General features: G+C 41.8%; 14 protein-coding genes and 2 pseudogenes. 6 read left to right on the forward strand and 10 right to left on the reverse strand.

All coding sequences use genetic code 11. The features are described 5' to 3' along the window. Positions 1-185 (reverse strand): annotated as a pseudogene (locus RM368_RS21550) (hypothetical protein); the annotation flags it as partial. Positions 186-531: 346 nt separating this feature from the next. After that, the gene (locus RM368_RS21555; RefSeq protein WP_322695924.1) at positions 532-1,407 is read right to left on the reverse strand and encodes an MBL fold metallo-hydrolase; all 876 of its coding nucleotides are present in this window, start codon (positions 1,405-1,407) and stop codon (positions 532-534) included. 436 nt (positions 1,408-1,843) lie between these two features. Between RM368_RS21555 and RM368_RS21560 the strand changes: the two genes are divergently transcribed. Then, positions 1,844-3,733, forward strand: a complete 1,890-nt coding sequence (locus RM368_RS21560) for a glycoside hydrolase family 15 protein (protein WP_322695925.1) — start codon at positions 1,844-1,846, stop codon at positions 3,731-3,733. A gap of 16 nt (positions 3,734-3,749) precedes the next feature. On the opposite strand, the gene RM368_RS21565 is transcribed toward RM368_RS21560, so the two are convergent. The 3 genes from RM368_RS21565 to RM368_RS21575 all read right to left on the reverse strand — a co-directional run bounded on the left by RM368_RS21565 (position 3,750) and on the right by RM368_RS21575 (position 6,351). Then, the gene (locus RM368_RS21565; protein WP_322695926.1) at positions 3,750-3,947 is read right to left on the reverse strand and encodes a type II toxin-antitoxin system HicB family antitoxin; all 198 of its coding nucleotides are present in this window, start codon (positions 3,945-3,947) and stop codon (positions 3,750-3,752) included. A gap of 237 nt (positions 3,948-4,184) precedes the next feature. Then, complete coding sequence (locus RM368_RS21570; RefSeq protein ID WP_322695927.1) at positions 4,185-5,138, reverse strand: heme o synthase; 954 nt, start codon at positions 5,136-5,138, stop codon at positions 4,185-4,187. Positions 5,139-5,430: 292 nt separating this feature from the next. Further along, the gene (locus RM368_RS21575) at positions 5,431-6,351 is read right to left on the reverse strand and encodes a heme A synthase (protein WP_322695928.1); all 921 of its coding nucleotides are present in this window, start codon (positions 6,349-6,351) and stop codon (positions 5,431-5,433) included. 404 nt (positions 6,352-6,755) lie between these two features. Here RM368_RS21575 and RM368_RS21580 point away from each other — a divergent pair, with 404 nt between their 5' ends. From RM368_RS21580 to RM368_RS21600, 5 genes are all read left to right on the forward strand, one after another. Continuing rightward, positions 6,756-7,844, forward strand: a complete 1,089-nt coding sequence (locus tag RM368_RS21580; protein WP_322695929.1) for a cytochrome c oxidase subunit II — start codon at positions 6,756-6,758, stop codon at positions 7,842-7,844. Positions 7,845-7,995: 151 nt separating this feature from the next. Next, positions 7,996-9,732 (forward strand): cytochrome c oxidase subunit I, encoded by a 1,737-nt coding sequence (gene ctaD, locus RM368_RS21585; protein ID WP_322695930.1) that lies wholly within the window; start codon positions 7,996-7,998, stop codon positions 9,730-9,732. Between the two features lie 94 nt (positions 9,733-9,826). Next, positions 9,827-10,453, forward strand: a complete 627-nt coding sequence (locus tag RM368_RS21590; protein WP_104909637.1) for a cytochrome c oxidase subunit 3 — start codon at positions 9,827-9,829, stop codon at positions 10,451-10,453. Between the two features lie 1,621 nt (positions 10,454-12,074). Further along, entirely contained in the window at positions 12,075-13,232 is a 1,158-nt protein-coding gene (locus tag RM368_RS21595) for a serine/threonine-protein kinase (protein WP_322695931.1), read from the forward strand. A gap of 345 nt (positions 13,233-13,577) precedes the next feature. Beyond that, positions 13,578-14,651, forward strand: coding sequence for a PstS family phosphate ABC transporter substrate-binding protein (locus RM368_RS21600; protein WP_322695932.1), 1,074 nt, complete (start codon positions 13,578-13,580; stop codon positions 14,649-14,651). A gap of 94 nt (positions 14,652-14,745) precedes the next feature. On the opposite strand, the pseudogene RM368_RS21605 reads toward RM368_RS21600, so the two are convergent. From RM368_RS21605 to RM368_RS21625, 5 genes and pseudogenes are all read right to left on the reverse strand, one after another. Continuing rightward, positions 14,746-15,147 (reverse strand): annotated as a pseudogene (locus tag RM368_RS21605) (Uma2 family endonuclease); the annotation flags it as partial. Positions 15,148-15,314: 167 nt separating this feature from the next. Continuing rightward, the gene (locus tag RM368_RS21610; RefSeq protein WP_416212251.1) at positions 15,315-15,551 is read right to left on the reverse strand and encodes a Uma2 family endonuclease; all 237 of its coding nucleotides are present in this window, start codon (positions 15,549-15,551) and stop codon (positions 15,315-15,317) included. A gap of 245 nt (positions 15,552-15,796) precedes the next feature. Further along, positions 15,797-17,557 carry a tetratricopeptide repeat protein gene (locus tag RM368_RS21615; protein WP_322695933.1) on the reverse strand — a complete coding sequence of 587 codons (1,761 nt, stop codon included), beginning with the start codon at positions 17,555-17,557 and terminating at the stop codon, positions 15,797-15,799. Continuing rightward, positions 17,547-18,839, reverse strand: coding sequence for an ATP-binding protein (locus tag RM368_RS21620; protein WP_322695934.1), 1,293 nt, complete (start codon positions 18,837-18,839; stop codon positions 17,547-17,549). Before RM368_RS21620 ends, RM368_RS21615 begins: the two co-directional genes overlap by 11 nt. Positions 18,840-19,339: 500 nt before the next feature. Next, on the reverse strand, positions 19,340-19,555 hold the full coding sequence (locus tag RM368_RS21625) for a hypothetical protein (protein WP_322695935.1): 216 nt from the start codon (positions 19,553-19,555) through the stop codon (positions 19,340-19,342). Between the last annotated feature and the right edge of the window lie 161 nt (positions 19,556-19,716).

The following is a 19,716-nucleotide window of genomic DNA, read 5'->3' on the forward strand; positions in this document are numbered from 1 at the left end:
GCGAACTCATTTGCTATTTCGGCGAACTCATTTGCTATTTCGGCGAACTCATTTGCTATTTCGGCGAACTCATTTGTTATTTTGGCGTACGCATTTGTTATTTCGGCGAACTCATTTGCTATTTCGGCGAACTCATTTGCTATTTCGGCGAACTCATTTGTTATTTCGGCGTGTCCATAACGCACCTTACGAAACTACTAGAAGAGTTGAAACCTATACTGGTCATACTTGTGTGTACACCGTAGTCAAAAAGGAGAGACTTTGAATTTTCCCCCATCCCGCCACCTACAGTGTATACACAAATAGAATTACCCCCCTTAATCCCCCCTTGTGAAGGGGGGAAACAAGAGAATCTCGTCCCCTCCCCTTTACAAGCGATGCCCTGAGCTTGTCGAAGGGGGGAGGGTTAGGGTGGGGTAATTCGAGGACTGGTAGTGATTTGATAACTTGTGTGTACACCGTAGATCCCGCCACGGGGGGTAAGGGGGTTAGGTTTTTCCCTATGGCGTGAGAAAAGTCAGTTATCTAATGTTAATTCACAGATTCCATCCACTCAATACACTTGTGCATCTGCTGGTGCATGGTTTCTTTATCGCCATGAAACCTTCGCCCATGACCTGGTAGCACCCACTCAAAAGAATAATTAGCCAAGTTACGCATTGATTTAATCTGTTCTGACCAAGAATACCAGCAGGCTCTGTGGAATGCAATCAGTTGATGCAATTTTTCTGACCAAGCGAGATGATCGCCAGTGAAGAGAAACTTATTTTTATAAAGTAGAACAGTTTGTCCTTTGGTGTGACCGGGAACTGGGATAATTAATAAATCTGGTGTCAAAGTAAATGGTTCAGAACCAGTTAGCTGTATTTCTACATTGCGAGTATCCGCAGTAATATCATCACTGTGGAGGATGCGATCGCACTGAAAATGCTCGGCAAACTTTTGATGATCTGCCACATCATCCTTATGAGTTAAATACATATAGCGAATTGGCCCCAATTCTTCTAAACGCTTGACTAAAGGCGGCGTAAACCGGGGAGAATCCACCAAAATGTTACCTTCTGGAAGTTGAATTAAATAGCTAGCAGCACCATAAGATTTTTCTGAATGATAGCCGCAGTGGTAAACATTTTCTGCTACTAATATAGGAAACTTTTCTTGAGCAACTTTGATATCTTTTGGTTTCTCAACAGTACCAATAGAACTAGTAGGACAAGCTAAAAGTGCTTCAAGCGCAGCTAATCTTTCCGCTTCATTGGTTGGTTGATGATAAACAGCCGATTGGTCATCAACATCATAAAATACTTCAGGAGCCATCCAACGACAGGTATCACAATCAATACAGGTAGTATCTACATAAAAATCGCCGTTGACATTTTGAGAGCGACGCTGATTTAAATGAGCCATATTAATCCTTTTGCTTCCAGGTGCTTCCTGGGGAGCGATAAATCCTATATCACTACGCTAGCAAAAGTGGCTTGAGATTGTAGACACCCTAGAAATAAATCTAGTTAAAAATAGAGAGTGCTGAAACTGCAACACCCCAAATTGCCCGCTTGATTGCTTAGGTAATAAAAACCCTTACATACCTATATCAATACTATGAAGGCTAGCCTAAATACAATAAATTCAAAAATTTTAAAGTGTTTGCCGTTTTAATTAGATAATCCCAAGATATATGTTTTCCTACTCCTCGAGATAGATTAGCTGGAAAAATTTACTTCTGCCAAATAACTTTCAAGATTGTAATTTAACGATTAACATTTAAAAGAATAAAGTTTGTCAAAAATTTGTAACTCGAAATAATATTTTTGTAAAAGGTTATCAGCAACTAAAGACGGTAATGAGTATTACATCCGATCCCAATAGCAACCCAACAGTTCCTACTCGATCTTTTCTCCCCATAGAAGATTATGGGGTGATTGGCAATTGCCATACCGCAGCTCTTGTCAGTAGTTGTGGTTCAATTGACTGGCTTTGCCTACCTCGCTTCGATTCCCCGTCTTTGTTTGCTCAGATTTTGGATCTCGAACGTGGTGGGAGCTGGAGTATTCAGCCAGCCACTGCTTGGGAAAGCGATCATCAATACTTGAACGAAACTAATGTACTAGAAACTATTTTTACGTGTGAGTCAGGACGAATTTCGCTGCTAGATTTTATGGATATCACTAATAATGAGCAGCAGCAACGCCTTCCTGCGCCTGGTAGACTGATCCGAATTGTCGAGGTTAGCGAAGGAACAGTTGAAATTATTAGCACTTGCTCTCCTCGCCCTGATTATGGGCGTACAATTCCCGATTTACTCAAATTTGGTAACGAAGTCAGGTTTGGTTCATTCACAGTTACTGGCCCCGTTGAATGGCATCTAGACACAACAAGCAATACATTTATGTGCCAGATTATCCTCCACGCCGGAGAGCAAGCCGTATTCACGCTTTTGACTGAGGAGGATGCACAACTGCCAAACCTAGCCCCTACCGATGCCCTGGCATCAACGATCGCCTTCTGGCGGCGTTGGGCGAATAAGTGTACTTATCAAGGAGCGTACCGAGATGCAGTTGTCCGCAGCGCCCTCACCTTACAGTTGATGACTTATGCCCCTTCAGGAGCAATTGTGGCTGCACCTACAACCTCGTTGCCAGAAGAAATTGGTGGAGAGCGGAACTGGGATTATCGCTTCACCTGGATTCGCGACTCATCATTTACTCTTTATGCATTGCTATTAGCAGGTTACATTGATGATGAGTATCAATACTTCAATTGGCTGGCGCAGACTCTGAAGATAGAAGGAACTGGAATCAAAATCCTTTACCCGATCGCATCAAGTGGACAGGTGGTTGAGCAAACCTTAGATCACTTCCGGGGATACCGGGAATCACAGCCAGTTCGGATTGGCAATGGTGCATCTGGGCAAGTTCAGCTTGATGTCTATGGTGAGGTACTTAGTGCCTTACATTTCGCTTGGAAGATTGGAAAGTACGATCCAACTGCAATTTGGGAACACATTTGCCCACTAGTAGATTGGGCTGCTGAACACTGGCGCGAACCGGATAGCGGCATCTGGGAAGTGCGCGGGGGGTTGCGGCATTTTGTTTACGGTAAAGTTATGCTGTGGGTGGCGTTAGACTGTGGCATCGAAATGGCTGAAGCGCTTGAGCTAGTTGGTGATACTACCCGTTGGCGACAGGAGCGCGAATTAATCCGCAATCAGGTGTTTGAAAAAGGATGGAGCGAAAAACTTGGTGCGTTCAAGCAATCCTACGAGGACGAAACTCTTGATGCCTCGAATTTGCTCATGTCTAGTGTCGGCTTCATTGATGGAACTGACCCGCGTATGGTGTCAACTATTGATGCTACTATTGAGCATTTAGTTGACAATGGACTGTGTTATCGTTACCGAGATGCACCAGAAGGAGTGAGCGGTAAAGAGGCATCCTTTGTTCTTTGTACCTTCTGGCTGATCGACGCACTGATCTTGGCTCAAAGGACAACAGAGGCTCGTGTTTGGTTTGAGCAAATGTTGGGACGAAGCAGTTCGCTCTTACTGTTTGCAGAAGAAATCGACTTGGAGACAGGGGCGCATCTTGGTAACTTTCCCCAAGCCTTTTCGCACATTGGCGTCATTAACGTTGCCGTTTCCTTGGCACACGCATGTAATACCGGAACAGTTGAGCCTCAGCATATTGATGCAGCAAATGCTGCCAGAAGAGGTGGCGGTGGTATTCAAACCTGAGTTTGATGTAAGAAGCTTATAGAGTATGATCCAAACGCAATCCTAGTACAATCCATCCTTCAAGAGTATCTTGCAAATCCTCCCGGCAAGCTTCTAATGTTGTAGCGTTTGCCCACACACCTTGACATTCTAGAATTTCGCCGTAGAAAGTTCCATCCTCAAGCAACTCATAAGTTGCTTTGTGCATTGCTGTACGAATGTAATTTGTCAACATTCAGCTTTTTAATCAATTTGGTTACAACTGAAATTTTATTTTTAATCGCAAATACGCAAAACTCTAATTATGTATAGCACAAGCCTTGGTGGTTAGGACATCATCTGTTGATGAAACTTAGACACAAAAAGGCTTTTCACCCAGTCCCCAGTCCCCAGTCCCTTCCTATATATTTTTTAATTTCCGAAAATGCGATCGCGCCCCTTTACCAAACGCGATCGCTAAATTTTCCATCCCCTAAGCTATAAAATGCAGACGATCGATCGCTGCATTAATTAAATTATGGGTAACGGGAAGACTATCAACTACCATCCCCAGACACAACAGCATCATGTAGGAGATGGAATAGAGAAACAACTCTTTAGCTACAGCGCGATCCTCTGGATTTTGCAACAACCGCCAAGATTTGTGGATAAATAATCCTCCCAGAATTAGGGCGATCGCAGCATAAAGAATTCCACTTGCGCCCAAGGGATAAACCAATAACACGGTTGCAAATACTGTTACCAGCGTATAGTACCAAATTTGCTTCACGGTTGCCGTAGTACCTTCAATCACAGGTAACATTGGTATCCCAACTTTTGCGTAGTCATCTTTAATCATCAGAGCTAATGCCCAGAAATGGGGTGGTGTCCACAAAAAGACGATGGCAAAAATCAGCCATGCTGACCAGCTTAATGTGCCTGTGACAGCAGCCCAACCCACTAAAGCCGGAATTGCCCCAGCCGCACCACCAACAACGATATTCTGAGGAGTGTGGCGTTTCAGCCAGTGGGTATAAACCAAAATATAAAAGACGATGCCAGAGAAAGCTAGCAGAGCGGCTAACAAGTTGGCAAATACTGCTAGGAGTGTAAAGGAAATGGTCGCCAGTGCGATCGCAAAAATTAGAGCATCGCGTGGCTGCACCTTACCGGAAGGCATCGGACGATGACGCGTCCGCTCCATGTCATAATCAATATCCCGGTCATAGATACAGTTGATCGTCTGGGCGCTTGCAGCAGCCATTGTGCCACCAGTGAGAGTTACTAGCAACAACAATGGGTCTACTTCTCCCTTAGCAGCAATCCACATACTTCCAGCCGTGGTAATTAAAAGCAACGGAATAATCCGAGGCTTGGTTAGCTGGTAGTAGCTTTGAACTACCTGGAAAAATGTTTCGTGGTGGCGAGAGACATTAGTCTCAATCATTTTGACTCTGGTTCCTTATTTTTCAACAACTTATATGCAGCCCCCGCTCAAGGTGGCTCTTTCAGGCAAACGAAAACACAGATTTTCTGCACCTGCGTGGGTCGCAATACTCGCCGTTGCGCTTTCCATCAGTGCTAAGTGCTGAGTTAGGAGTTAGGAGTTAGGAGTTAAAAGTTAAGAGTTAGGAATTCTTCCCCTGCTTCCCCGGTCACTGAGCGTAGTCGAAGTGCTGCTTCCCCTACTCCCTCATTTCCTAATCGTGACTCAGCACTGGCTCAACCTTAGCTATCCGCTAACATGACTCAGCACTAACTGAGTCACGAAGTGCGAGAACTGTGAAAGCCACCAAAGTACCCAGCAAAGTAGCTCCTATAGCTTGGTGAGAGACTGTGAGAGGCTCGACTTGGAGGTGTAATTTGAAGGTGGCGAATCCCAACAAGATTTGTAAGGTTAACAACCCACCAGCCATATTTGCCAGTCGCCGTAAGGCTGGATGTAGTGCTGGTGTCCGCCAACAGATAAATACCATTGCCAAGGTTGCTACTGTTGGCGGCACCAAACCAGCAATATGGCTGTACATTACCGTACAAAGTTGAGAACCGCCGAGACATTGGTGTAGCGCCCAGCGAGAGCCTACCAAAGCACCCAAGAGACTTTGCAGGTAAACCAGAACAGCGGCAGTTAAACCGACCCAAGGCAACTTACCAACGGTTCCAGTCCCCTGATAGGGTGTCAGTGCTGTGCCGATAATCAGGAGGGTGCTAAAAAACAACAGCGCCGTTCCTAAATGAGCGGTAACGATATCAAACCGCAACAGTTCGGTAACGGTGAGTCCCCCCAAGATGCCTTGGAAGACAATTAAAAATAGGGCGAATGTAGATGCCCAAGGCAGCCATCTGGGTAAGAAACGACGATGCCACCAGGACAAACCGAAAAGTGCGATCGCGCTTACACCAATTAAAGCTGCATCCAATCTGTGAAACCACTCCAAAAACACTTGGAGATTCATTTGCTTGGCTGGCACGAGTTCGCCATAGCATAAGGGCCAGTCTGGGCAAGCCAGCCCAGCATTCATCACACGGGTGGCGCTGCCTATTGCCATCAAAATTAAGGTGGCTATGCATATTTTCCACACCAAGCGACGAATTATTTCCTTGGGCTTTTGCTGCTGAAGCGCCGCTTCATTTTGTTGTTGTAGGACAAATTCGCTCATGAATGATACCTTCTGCCCGTTCTTGGTGGCTCTCTTAAAATTTTCAATTTTCTTTTAGTGTCCCATCTCCACCCTAGCGTATAGGCTAAGGGTTTATAGATTAGCACTCACTTATACTTTGAATCACTCCAACAAGGTTTTGCCTGAAGCTTTAGGTATTTTTCAAGATGTGAGAAATTGATGAATGGCAATTAATTTAAACATCCTAAATTTTTCCTTAAATTTTTTTACTGATTTGCATCTATTTTTGGCGTTGTATGATAGTAAACTCATACTCAAAATTAGTGAAATAGCCAAAAAAATTAATAAAAATTTCAGACCTTTCTCCCCCATGTCTGACAGCCTAGACTACCTTAGTAAGTGAGCAGCTTTAAGATAACGTAGTAAATTCAATTAAGTAAGCCGTGAAGATTCCAAGTTCAATCTGGACATTACTCATTGGCATCGTGCTAACGCTCGCCAGCCTTTGGTACGGTCAAAATCACGGTCTGTTGCCAGCAGCAGCCACGGATGAAGCCGTCTTAGTGGATGGTCTGTTCAACGCGATGATGATCGTTTCAACAGGTATATTCCTGCTCGTCGAAGGTGTTTTAATTTACTCTGCATTTAAATATCGTCGGCGTGCAGGTGATAATGAAGACGGCCCGCCAGTTGAGGGCAATGTACCTCTAGAAATTCTCTGGACGGCGATCCCAGCAATTATCGTTATCGGTATTTCTGTTTACAGCTTTGATGTCTACAACGAAATCGGTGGCTTTGATCCCCATGCTATTCATGAAGCGCCGATGAATCAGGAGTCGATGAAAATGCCAGGGCATGGGAGTGCAATCGCCGCAACTTTAAGCGATACTCCTCCCAGCACTGAACCCAACCTCAATCAAGAAAAATCTGATGAGGCAATGCAAGACCCAGCTACGGCAGAAGTCCGCAACGCTGACCAAATTCCCCAACTGCGGAATGCTCCAGGTGTAGGTAGTGTTGCCCCGACCATTGGGGGAACTCCTGATAAAGCAGGCAAACCAGCAGGATTACAGGTCAACGTCACAGGACTACAATATGCTTGGCTTTTCACCTATCCTGAAACTGGTATAACCACAGGTGAAATGCACGTCCCCATCGGGCGAGAAGTGGAAATTAATATGACAGCCAACGATGTCATCCACGCCTTTTGGGTGCCAGAGTTCCGCCTGAAACAAGATGCGATTCCTGGTAGGCAAAGCGAGATTCGCTTCACCCCCAAAACAGCAGGAGACTATACCCTAATCTGTGCTGAACTTTGTGGCCCCTACCACGGTGCAATGAGAGCGCCAGTAGTTGTTGAGCCACAAGAAGCCTTTGACAAATGGATGCAAGAACAGCTAGTTGCCAGCAAAGAAACACTAAATCAAGCCGTTGCTGTTAACCCTGCCGATCTATCCCCAAATGAATTTCTCGCTCCTTATACCAAGAACATGGGAATTCAGCCAGAAATCCTCCATCAAGTTCACAAATAGTCATTAGTCATTAGTCATTAGTCATTAGTCATTGGTCATTAATCATTAGTCATTGGTCATTAGTACTCATACCAATGACAAAGGACAAGTGACAAAGGACAAGTGACAAAGGACAAATGACAAAGGACAAATGACAAAGGACAAATGACAAATGACCCAAGCTCAAGTGCAAGAAACTGCCAACGCCCCTGCTCTTGTTGAGGAGCCAGGGATCAGAAAATGGCAAGACTACTTTAGTTTCAACACCGACCATAAGGTGATTGGGATTCAATACCTAGTCACTACATTCATTTTTTACTGTATCGGTGGCGTGATGGCTGACTTGGTTCGTACAGAACTGCGAACTCCAGAAGTCGATTTCGTCACCCCTGAAGTCTACAACAGCTTATTTACGCTGCACGCCACGATCATGATTTTCTTGTGGATCGTGCCAGCTGGTGCGGGTTTTGCTAACTTCCTCATCCCTTTGATGATTGGGGCAAAAGATATGGCATTTCCGCGCTTGAATGCTGTTGCCTTTTGGATGATTCCCCCTGCGGGTTTATTGTTGATCGTCAGTTTAGTGGTAGGCGATGCACCGGATGCGGGTTGGACTTCCTACCCTCCCCTGAGCTTGGTAACAGGTCAAGTCGGTGAGGGAATTTGGATTATGAGCGTCCTCCTACTAGGTACGTCATCGATTTTAGGAGCAATCAATTTTCTCGTCACATTGCTCAGGATGCGTATCCCCGGTATGGGTGTTCATCAAATGCCGTTGTTCTGCTGGGCGATGTTTGCTACCTCGGCGCTGACTTTGGTATCTACACCAGTGTTAGCAGCTGGTTTAATTTTGCTGGCTTTTGACTTAATTGCCGGGACAACATTTTTTAACCCAACTGGGGGTGGCGACCCAGTTGTGTACCAGCACATGTTCTGGTTTTACTCCCACCCAGCCGTTTACATCATGATTTTGCCCTTCTTTGGGGCAATTTCAGAAATTATTCCGGTGCATTCCCGCAAGCCGATTTTTGGCTATAAAGCGATCGCTTATTCGTCTCTCGCTATTAGCTTTTTGGGGCTAATTGTTTGGGCGCACCACATGTTTACTAGCGGTATCCCCGGCTGGTTGCGGATGTTCTTTATGATCACCACGATGATCATTGCCGTACCCACTGGGATTAAAATATTTAGCTGGTTAGCAACCATGTGGGGCGGGAAAATCCAGCTTAATACTGCCATGTTGTTCGCTATTGGCTTTGTCGGCACCTTTGTCATCGGCGGGATCAGTGGCGTAATGTTGGCAGCAGTGCCTTTTGATATTCATGTCCACGATACCTATTTTGTGGTAGCACACTTGCACTATGTGCTATTTGGTGGTAGTGTTCTCGGTATTTATGCAGGCATTTACCACTGGTTCCCGAAAATGACGGGACGAATGGTGAACGAATTTTGGGGTAAAGTTCACTTTGCCTTAACAATAGTTGGTCTAAATATGACCTTCTTACCAATGCACAAACTGGGATTAATGGGCATGAACCGCCGCGTCGCTCAGTATGACCCCAAATTTACCTTTATCAACGAAATCTGCACTTACGGCGCTTACATACTAGCAGTTTCGACATTCCCCTTCATCATTAATGCGATTTGGAGTTGGTTATACGGCGAGAAAGCTGGTAATAATCCTTGGAGGGCACTTACCTTAGAGTGGATGACTACATCACCACCTGCGATCGAGAATTTCGATCGAACCCCAGTACTAGCTACAGGCCCCTACGACTACGGTTTGGAAAAGGCTGACGAAGGTGTACCTTTATCCGATCCCAATCCAGTTTTATCTGCTGGCCCAAACTCAGTATTAAGAGCAGAACCCGACTCTGCGGTTGCTGCTAATCCCGAAGACCGGAAATAAACAGGGGACTAGGGACTGGGGACTGGTTAATTAATTCTCTTCCCAATGCCCCATGCCCAATGCCCAATGCCCAATACCCCACTTATAAAAATTCATGCAAAGTCAAACTATTGACCCAGCTAAAACCGAACTAAATCATCATCATGCAGCGGAAGCGTCCGTCGGTCATCATGAAGAACATCCAGACCATCGGATGTTTGGGCTAATTGTCTTCCTGATTGCTGAAGGGATGATTTTTATGGGGTTGTTCGGAGCCTATTTGGCTTTCCGTGCTACCTTACCTGCATGGCCGCCAGCAGGTACTCCAGAATTAGAACTTTTGTTACCTGGAGTCAACACCATCAATCTAATTTCTAGTAGTTTTGTCATGCACAATGCCGATACTGCGATCAAAAAGAACGATGCACGAGGTGCGCAAATCTGGTTAGCAATTACCGCTGCAATGGGTGCTATCTTCTTGGTGGGTCAAGTATATGAATATACCCATTTAGAATTTGGTCTAACTACCAATTTATTTGCGAGTGCATTTTACGTTTTGACTGGTTTCCACGGATTGCACGTGACTATCGGCGTTTTGGCAATCGTTGCCGTGTTGTGGCGATCGCGCCTTCCGGGTCACTATAGTAACGAAAAGCACTTTGGCATTGAAGCAGCCGAAATCTACTGGCATTTCGTTGACGTAATTTGGATCATTTTGTTCGGATTACTGTATCTACTGTAAGTATTAATTAACTAGTTGTTTAATCCACGCGGACAACTTAATCAGCCCCCACTAGGGGGCTTTTTTAATTAACAGAATAAAAATATCAGTGAAAATGAATAGACCTCTTGCAAAAATATATTTTTGCACTCTTAGGGGAAAGGGTAAAGGTTAAAGGGAAAGGATTTTGAGTTTTTTTACCCTTTTCCCCCGCACCTTATCCCCACAGAGGGCCCTACCCAATACTTGTCGGTTAAGGGGAAAAGGGGAAGGGGGAAGGGGAAAGAAAAAACCTTTAACCTTTACCCTTTAACCTTTTCCCCAAACCCAATGCCGAGTTGAAAATGCTTAACCGAGCAGTATTGGGGCCCTACCTTCCCCTTTTCCTGGACTTTTGCAAGAAGTCTAATATAAAGACGTAGAAGTGCTACTCTTATGCAACAATACGCTTGTGTTAGCTCCAAAAACCTTAGACTTCTTGGCATTGTAGGAAAAAGGGTAAGCGGTAAAGGTTAAACAATTTTTCTGTATTGCCTTATACAAAGGTTATTAATATAAATAAGGCATATTTATTGCCTGCCTAAAAAAGTTAAATAAAAAATATATAAAAATCAGCTTCGACTATTTATTCCAACTATTACTTTTGCTAGATGCAACTGAGTGATTGAAAGTGATAGAAAGGCGAGTAAAGTAAAAGGTGGGAAAAGTCGGAAAAGTAGGATGTTTTAGAGAAAGTATTGAAGAACCAGTTAATATACTGTAAATTAATGTTATAAGGACTGAGTAAACCAATAAATAAAGTTCGCAAATTTATACGGATTTATATTTAAGGAAATATAATTCTAATATTTATTTTACTCATAAAAGTAGAAAGAAACTTGAAGTTATTGGCGAGATTGCAAGTATTGTAATTCGCTTTGCTTTCTCATTGAAGTATTTGATACCAATTCAAAAAATGTTTACGACAGATAACCCAACCTGCGCTGACGCGCACCCTCTCCTTGCTAAGGGTAGGTAGGGATGGATTTTTTTTAACAATTGGGATCACACATATTAATTGTGGCATTTTGTGGAAGCGAATACGCACTAAAGATTTGCTAGAATTATGAGTAAATCGAGATCGTAAAATGTGTGAGTAATTGAAAAGTTACACCGAACTATCTCAAAAACTTACCCAATATTTTTTATTTTTTTCGTCAAACTCACATCGATCTGACAACGCGATCGCAGTTAGTAACGACTACAATCCGATCGCAAAATTGTAGCGAACACTTGAAGTGCTATTTGTGCCTTTAAACTTCACTGCTCAAGGTTTTGTCAGTAATTCAGACTTAACAGTTAAAAGATTTAACCATCTCAACTCATAAATATTATTCTCTGTCCATAGCTTAAATACTGTGGACTAGTGTTAAATTTACTTAAGTGATAAAATTACAGAAGTATTTCATAAATTAATTTTGTATTAAGATACTTGTAAGGGTATTCAACGAAGCAGTCAAGCAACTAAGCACCAAAGGTATCCAAAGCATAGGTCGCGCGATGGCTAACTGCCGCAAAGATCGGCAAATCTACCAGCAAGCAGTTATTCATAACCTCATTCAAGCTCTGAATGGTCAGTAAATTAAAAAGTAGTATACGCCACATGAGCCAGAACCCTCTAGTTAGAAAAACACTCCGAAGTCGCTTTGAAACTGTCAAAGTGATAGAAAGCGGAGAATCTGGTAATACTTACTTAGTAGGGGGTGCTACACGTAACAGACATCGCTCCTCTTTCAACAGAAAAACACTTCGGAATCGCTTTGAGATTGTCAAACAGTTAGGAAGTGGCGGTTCTGGTGATACCTACTTGGCCATTGACTTGGATCTACCAGGACAACCTCATTGTGTGGTCAAACATTTTCATCCAAAAGATTCCAACCCTGCTGTTCTACCCATTGCTAAAAAGCTATTCGATCGGGAAGCAGAAGTTTTATACCAGCTAGGCAACAACCACGAGCAAATTCCAAGACTGTTTGCTCATTTTAATGAAAACGGAGATTTCTATTTAGTTCAGGAATATATTGACGGTCATGCCTTGACTCAAGAAATTGTCCCAGGTCAGCGTCTGAACGAGAAAACAGTCGTAAATTTACTAAAAGACATCCTAGAAGTACTGGCTTTCGTCCACCAACACGATATTATTCACCGAGATATTAAGCCTCAAAACTTAATGCGGCGGTACTCGGATCAAAAGATTGTGCTAATTGATTTTGGCAGTATTAAAAAAATTGGTGCTTTGGGAGCAGGCTTAACAATTGCGGTTGGGACTCCTGGCTATATGCCAAGCGAACAGGCTAAGGGAAAGCCAAAACTTTGCAGCGATGTTTATGCAGTCGGGATGATTGGCATCCAAGCTTTAACAGGTTTAATGCCTGAGCAATTACCAGAAGATCCCACTAGTGGAGAAGTTATCTGGCGCGACAAGGCAGAGGTAAGTGATGCTCTGGCAAATATTTTAGATACAATGGTTCGCGATCGCTATAACCAGCGTTATCAGTCTGCCACAGAAGCTTTACAAGCACTTGATTGTGATGTAGCGTTATCACAGTCTTCACAATCTGCTGATATCAACCACAAGGCTGATGATACCTATTTGCTAACTTATAGAAACTTTATTTTGCTACTGGGCATTGGTCTTGGTGCAACTACGAGTTTGATAGTAATAGTTTTAATCTATACATTCATTAATACGGGGACATCACTTCCAAACCAACCTACTCCACTAAAGAGTTTTATACAAAGGTTGAGTTCCCATTATTAACTAATACAAGTAGTCTACTAGCTAAATCAGTACCTAACAGAAGAATCTGTCAAAGCAATTGCACCATTGCAAAAATTACCAAAGAGTAAATTTAATTTCACTAAATTAGAAAAGTTAATTATTTAACAGCAATCATAAAACTGGCTATTAACTAGCTATTACAAATTTACTGTAAATTTAAATATTTCAATATTATAGCAACAGTCAAGGTGGTTAGGACATCAACAGACGATAAAACTTAGACACAAAAAGGCTTTTCACCCAGTCCCCAGTCCCTTGCTATACTGTAGGATAAATACTTAGATATTCCTGTAAGATAAATACAATGAAACAATATTTAAAAAAATGGACAATACAAATCAAAGAAAAGCTTTAATTAACAGCGAAATCTCTCTCTTTCTTAGAGGTTTGATTATTGGTAAAGTTCTCACACTTATGGTTATTGGCGGATTACTTTGGTGGTTATTGAAGCCAAATTTATTGTCTGGCAACAGCGTTAATTCCTCTAATCAAAATTTAAATCGCGTCTCTAAGAATGAATCAACTTTTCAAACAGTTGCTGATGTTCCCCCTGCATCATTCAACTACGGAGGTAGTACCGCTTGGGCATCTATTCGGCAATTGGTAGATTCTCAGATCCAGAGCGATCGCCCGGAACTACAATTACGCTATGTAAACCCTGTTAATGGTAGTCCTGGTTCTAGCTCCGGCATTCGGATGTTGCTTGATGGGAAAATAGACTTTGCTCAGTCTTCCCGTCCCCTCACAAATGAAGAACAAGCTATGGCAAAAGAGCGAGGCTTTACCCTTGAACAACGCCAAGTGGGTAAAGATGGGATAGCAGTGGTAGTCAACCCATCACTCAATGTCCCTGGTTTAACTGTTGACCAATTGCAGCAAATTTATTTGGGTAAAATTACTAACTGGAATCAAGTCGGCGGGCCAAATCTACCCATCACAGCTTTTTCGCAACGACCAGAAGACGCAGATACAGTAATATTTCCTAACAATAGCGACTTAAAAGGGCAAGCATTTGGCTCTAACGTGCAATATGTCTACTCTGCTACAGAGGCAGTGCGCCAACTCAGTAAAACCCCTGGTGGTGTATATTACGCTTCTGCCCGTTCGGTAGTCTTTCAATGTAGCGTGAAGGCTTTACCATTGGGTCAGAGTTCCGATCGGCTAATTACCCCCTATCAAACGCCGATGGTTTCGCCCGAACAGTGTCCGCGTCAGCGCAACCAGCTAAATACTCAGGCGATCGAAAATGGTAGCTATCCGATGATTGCGAATTTGTTTGTGATTATTAAGCAGAATAAAGGTGCAGAACAGCAGATTGGAAATGCTTATGCCAATCTTTTATTAACCGATCAAGGACAAAGAGCAATTGAGAAAGCTGGTTTTGTTGGCGTTCGCTAGTAGATTTGCAGGACAAGTGAGCAAGCTTTCCAGAGATACCCGACTTGTTTAAGAGGTCGGGTATCTAAAAGTATAGACTTGTGTGCGATCGCGGCTAGAACTGGGAACTACCAGCTTGCAGAATCTGTTGAGCAATCAGGTTTAGTTCGGGAAAAATAGGTGATACGATGCGGTCATCGCCTCTAAATTGAGTAACTTGGTATTCACCGTCAACTAATTGGTAGATAGAAATAGTAGGTTGTTTAGGATTGCCAATAAACTTTTTACCACCGATAGCTAAATAATCAACAATCCAATATTCTTTTATCCCTATTTGTTCATATTCACCTAGCTTTTTATAATAATCATCCCGCCAGTTAGTACTAATAACTTCAATCACTAAAGGGATAGAATCGGCAAACTCAACTGTAGAATATTTCTGCCAAAGTGGCTCTAACTTTAAAGCAGGACGGTTGAGTAATAGCAAGTCTGGAGAATAGCAAGACTGACTAACGGGACTTAAACATTTTTGAGCCAAAAACAAGCCTCAAACCCATACAGGGCAAGAAAAATACACCAAATACTCAAAGATGCTTGAAACCCAGATATATCAATAATCTACGCGAAATGATGTCAAAGTCTATCTGTATATGCATTTGAGGTTTTTTTCTAGCTACTTTTTGTCTAAGTCCCACTAATAGCAGATTTAACTAATGCTGTTTTTGGGATGAAATAAGCTAGACCATTGCGAACGTACTCAACTGCAATTTTTTCAACCAAAAACCCGACAATATCTTCATGATCTCCTACTGGTTGTGCCATTTCAACAATCACGCCATCATGTAATTCATACCTTCCACCTTCAGGACGCCAGGCTGCAAAATCTTCAAATGTTACTAATTTGGGTATAGCTTGAGTCATAAATTGCCTACCTTAGCTTATATATTGCGAACATTTTTAGTTATTGTTATTAGAGGATGTCTGAAAACTTTTTGGTGTTGTATTTGAGACTTGTAGATCCCCCTAAATCCCCCTTAAAAAGGGGGACTTTGATTCCGGTTCCCCCCTTTTTAAGGGGGGCTAGGGGGGATCAAGCGAAATATTTAATACTTCTCAGACATCCTCTTAGGTTTTTGATCGCAGATCGTTTAAATCACTACTTCTTTTTAATTATTCTGCATTGCTGTGGCAAGTTTCGCTAAATTTTGACGAACAGTAACACTACGGTGATGATTTACACCCCAGACTCGTTCGCAAATATCTAAAGCTTGCAAATAAAGCGGTTCTGCTTCACCGTAACGTCCTGTTGCACGATAAATTTCTGCCAGATTGTTGAGACTTTCGGCAACATTGGGATGATTTTCTCCCAATAGGTGCTTATCAAGTTCTAAGGCTTTTATACATAAGGATTCCGCTTCATTGTAACGTCCTTGTTCTCTGTACATATAACCAAGAGCGTAGATCGTATCTGCTAATAGCGGATGCGCTTTTTGTAATACACGCTGTTTGAGTTCTAATGATTCCAAAAATAAAGATTCCGCTTCACTGTAGCGTCCTTGAGCGCGGTATATTAAACCTAAATTGTGCAAATCTGTAGCAACATCAGGATTTTCTTCTCCCAAAAATCGCTTATCTAATTCTATTGCTTGTTGCGACAAAGGTTCAGCTTCACTGTAACGTCCTTGATGATAATAAAGTAGCGCTAAATTATTCAGTATCAGAGCAAAAGAAAGATGATTTTCACCCAGTAGACGTTTTTCGAGTTCTAATGATTGCAAATACAGAGGTTCTGCTTCATCATAACGTCCTTGTTCATCATATAGTAATGCCAAATTGTTCAGACTAGCGGCAACATCGGCATGGTTTTCTCCTAACAATCCTTTCCTCAGTTCTAAAGCTTGTTGATATAGGAGTTCTGCTTTACTATATTGTCCAGTAGATTTGTAAAGTCCTGCCAAATTATTCAGACTAGTAGCAAAAGCAGGATGATTTTCTCCTAACAGGCGTTTTCTCAGTTCTAAAGCTTGTTTATATAAGGGTTCGGCTTCACTGTAGTTTCCTGTTGCACGATATATTCCTGCTAAATTGTTGAGGCTATTAGCTAAGTCTATCTGCAAACCTAATTCATTTTGTAACTCACTCGCTTGACGCAAATATTTAATTGCTAATTCCTGTTCTTCTTGATAGTTTTGAGATTCACCCCGATCTAATCTGCTGTGGTAAATATCGCCCAACCTTGAGTATAAAGTAGCCAAGGTGGGGTCTTTAGTTCCCCGTTCGTGTTCTACTTTCTCGATTAACCTTTGTAAATCTTGAATGGGTAAGAAAAAGCGATTAGTTTCATTAGTATCTGTGCTAGCTAATTCTGTGTCTCGAAAAACAAAGCGGATATTTTCTAATTCTTTACCAGGAATAGCATTTGTCTTTTGAGATTCAAACCGAAATACACCGTTGCGCCAACTCCAAAAATCAGGAGCTTTTTTAATTAAGTTTACTAAAATTTGATTAGTTACCCAAAGCACGATCGCAAATGGAAATTCGCGCAATCCTTCCCTTGTCCACTGTAAGTAACCAAAAAATTTCTCCTGTTCTGATTGCTCATTTCCCAACCTAAGAAAATACAATTGTTCAGCACCCATCACAGTGATTACCGCCGGGTTCTGCTGACGGAGATATTCTTCTTGTTGTACCAGTTGGTTAAGAGCAGCTTTGAGACTTGGTTCTTGACGTGCTAAAGTTACTCGATATGCACTGAAGGCGGGTTGGAGTTCAGCTTCATATTGAGCAATAATCCGATCGCGAAAGCTAGCATCATCGCAAACCGCAATCAGCAAATTTAAACCCCGCTTTTGAGCTTCAATAGAAACAATTAAATCATCATACGCATCTTGATTTTCTCCTTCATCAAATAATTCCTCATTTAACATTAATGGCTCCCTGTCTTCTCAAGCTTTCGATAATAATTGGATGAACATCATACCAAGTTTCATCAGTGCGATATTCTAGAACATACAGCCCGTGTAACAAATCTAAAAACTCTGCTTGTTTGGGGTCGTTGGGCATAAATTGTTCATAAACGCTCTGCAAAATATCGATATCAGTTTTTCCTAAACGTATCGAAAAATCATTGCGAATTTTATTGATTGCTTGCAGAAGAATTTTATCATCAATAACAACTTCGGCTGAGGGGTTTCGCCGGATAGTTCGCAAACATATACGGCAACATTCTTTAGAAATCCGAATTAATTCTCGCAATACACCACCACTAGAAATCACAATTTTTTCAGCCGTTTCTGCTGCGATTAATTCACTAGGAATCCGTTTTTGTAAAACTTCACCGAGAATCTTGGTTGCTTCTGGGCGAGGTTGGGCATTAGGAAAGCGATTTTTACCTTTATCAAATATTTTTAATACAGGCATTGCCACAACTTGATCGTTGGTTTCAGTGGCAATTATTGTGCTAATAAATGTTTCTCGAAGGACTGCGATCGGGATAGTGTAGATAATTTGAAAGTTAGGTTGACAAAGAGCTTTAATGTTATCTCGATAAATTTCGTTAACTCTGCCTAAATCCAGTTTATCTAAATCATCAATAATAACTAAAACGTTTTGCTTAGTTGCAGCTTGAATTAAAGCAGCTATTTCGTTAATCCTGGCAACTAAATCTGATAACTTGCGTTCAAATTCTTGCTTAATTTCATCCCGAACGCTTGCATCGGCTTTTAATTTAGAACTAATCAATTTTAAAAGGTCAAAACCTATACTAGCTTCTGCTTGCAAATTTAATTCTTCAGTGCGAGTGCGGGTAGCGAACCACTTATAAAGAGCTTCTTTAGTCGATTGGGGAATATCAACTTTGCGGGCTTCTGCCTCTGTCATTAAATTAACTGCGATCGCAAACAGTATATTAATATGATTAACTGCCGACATTTCAATTTTATCGGCAATAGAAAACAGAACTACAAAATATTTATCTTGAATTTGTCGGCTAAATTCAGCTAACAAAGTAGACTTACCACATCCTCGATGTCCTGTAAAGACTATTTTGCCATCTCCATTAGGACTATCTTCTACTAATTGGTTCAGGTCTGCAATCAAATCATCACCATATTCGACTCGAAATCTTTCCATTTCGTTCCGTTCCATTAACGGAAACAGTTCGAGATTGCTGTATGCTTCTTGAAAGGAGTTTAATAAGTCTTGAGACATTGGATGGTGCTGTTAACGTGCTAACTATTCATATAATGGCTCATGATTTTTGAAGCACAAGTTTAGGTCATGTCTAGGATAGAGTATGCCTACATAACTTCTCAAATTCAGTTAATAAATAACTACTAGGTAAGTAGTATGTTATGTCTTAAAAAGAGATGCCCTAATTCCCAAATTTCAACCTATCAATGAGTAACAGAGGTCAATAATCAATCAGACTGAATGATAGATTATACATTTGATAATTCAGACTGAATGATAGATTATACAGATAACATCCTAAAAGCTACTTAACATATAAATAAAATAAAATTTTCAGTTATAAAAATAAATTTTTAGTGTGCTTCGTCTCATTTCCCTCTAGCCGATGCGATGGTAGCTGTTGTTACTATTAGTTAGTAGTCTGTCAAGGAATAATTAACGAGTACATTCTTTATAGAGACGGCGATTTATCGCGTCTGTCTAACGCGTCAATTTTTTAGACGCGATAAATCGCGTCTCTACATGAGATAATAAAGCTCCGCGACATCAAAACCAGCTTTTGCGACATCAAAACCAGCTTTTGTGACATCAAAACCAGCTTTTGCGACATCAAAACTAGCTTTTGTGACATCAAAACCAGCTTTTGTGACATCAAAACCAGCTTTTGCGACATCAAAACCAGCTTTTGCGACATCAAAACTAGCTTTTGCGACATCAAAACTAGCTTTTCTCAACGAATTTCAGCAAATATACCCGCATCTATCTAATTGGCTAATGCCATCCAATGCTTTTATAATTCTGTAACTTCACTGTGGCTAGTGCATCCGCTTGTTGCGTATTTTGATGATATATAAATAACTCAGTGTATAACATCCGGGTTATTTATAAATTAATC

Source organism: Nostoc sp. DedSLP03 (assembly GCF_034530815.1).
In the GTDB taxonomy this organism is placed as follows: Bacteria; Cyanobacteriota; Cyanobacteriia; order Cyanobacteriales; family Nostocaceae; genus Nostoc.

Bases quoted from the DNA above. Each gene is read 5' to 3' on its own strand.
- RM368_RS21565 (WP_322695926.1), bottom strand. From the start codon at position 3,947: ATGTTGACAAATTACATTCGTACAGCAATGCACAAAGCAACTTATGAG.
- RM368_RS21590 (WP_104909637.1), top strand. From the start codon at position 9,827: ATGCAAAGTCAAACTATTGACCCAGCTAAAACCGAACTAAATCATCAT.
- RM368_RS21575 (WP_322695928.1), bottom strand. From the start codon at position 6,351: ATGAGCGAATTTGTCCTACAACAACAAAATGAAGCGGCGCTTCAGCAG.
- RM368_RS21610 (WP_416212251.1), bottom strand. From the start codon at position 15,551: ATGACTCAAGCTATACCCAAATTAGTAACATTTGAAGATTTTGCAGCC.
- ctaD (WP_322695930.1), top strand. From the start codon at position 7,996: ATGACCCAAGCTCAAGTGCAAGAAACTGCCAACGCCCCTGCTCTTGTT.
- RM368_RS21620 (WP_322695934.1), bottom strand. From the start codon at position 18,839: ATGTCTCAAGACTTATTAAACTCCTTTCAAGAAGCATACAGCAATCTC.
- RM368_RS21560 (WP_322695925.1), top strand. From the start codon at position 1,844: ATGAGTATTACATCCGATCCCAATAGCAACCCAACAGTTCCTACTCGA.
- RM368_RS21615 (WP_322695933.1), bottom strand. From the start codon at position 17,557: ATGTTAAATGAGGAATTATTTGATGAAGGAGAAAATCAAGATGCGTAT.
- RM368_RS21555 (WP_322695924.1), bottom strand. From the start codon at position 1,407: ATGGCTCATTTAAATCAGCGTCGCTCTCAAAATGTCAACGGCGATTTT.
- RM368_RS21595 (WP_322695931.1), top strand. From the start codon at position 12,075: ATGAGCCAGAACCCTCTAGTTAGAAAAACACTCCGAAGTCGCTTTGAA.
- RM368_RS21600 (WP_322695932.1), top strand. From the start codon at position 13,578: ATGGACAATACAAATCAAAGAAAAGCTTTAATTAACAGCGAAATCTCT.
- RM368_RS21570 (WP_322695927.1), bottom strand. From the start codon at position 5,138: ATGATTGAGACTAATGTCTCTCGCCACCACGAAACATTTTTCCAGGTA.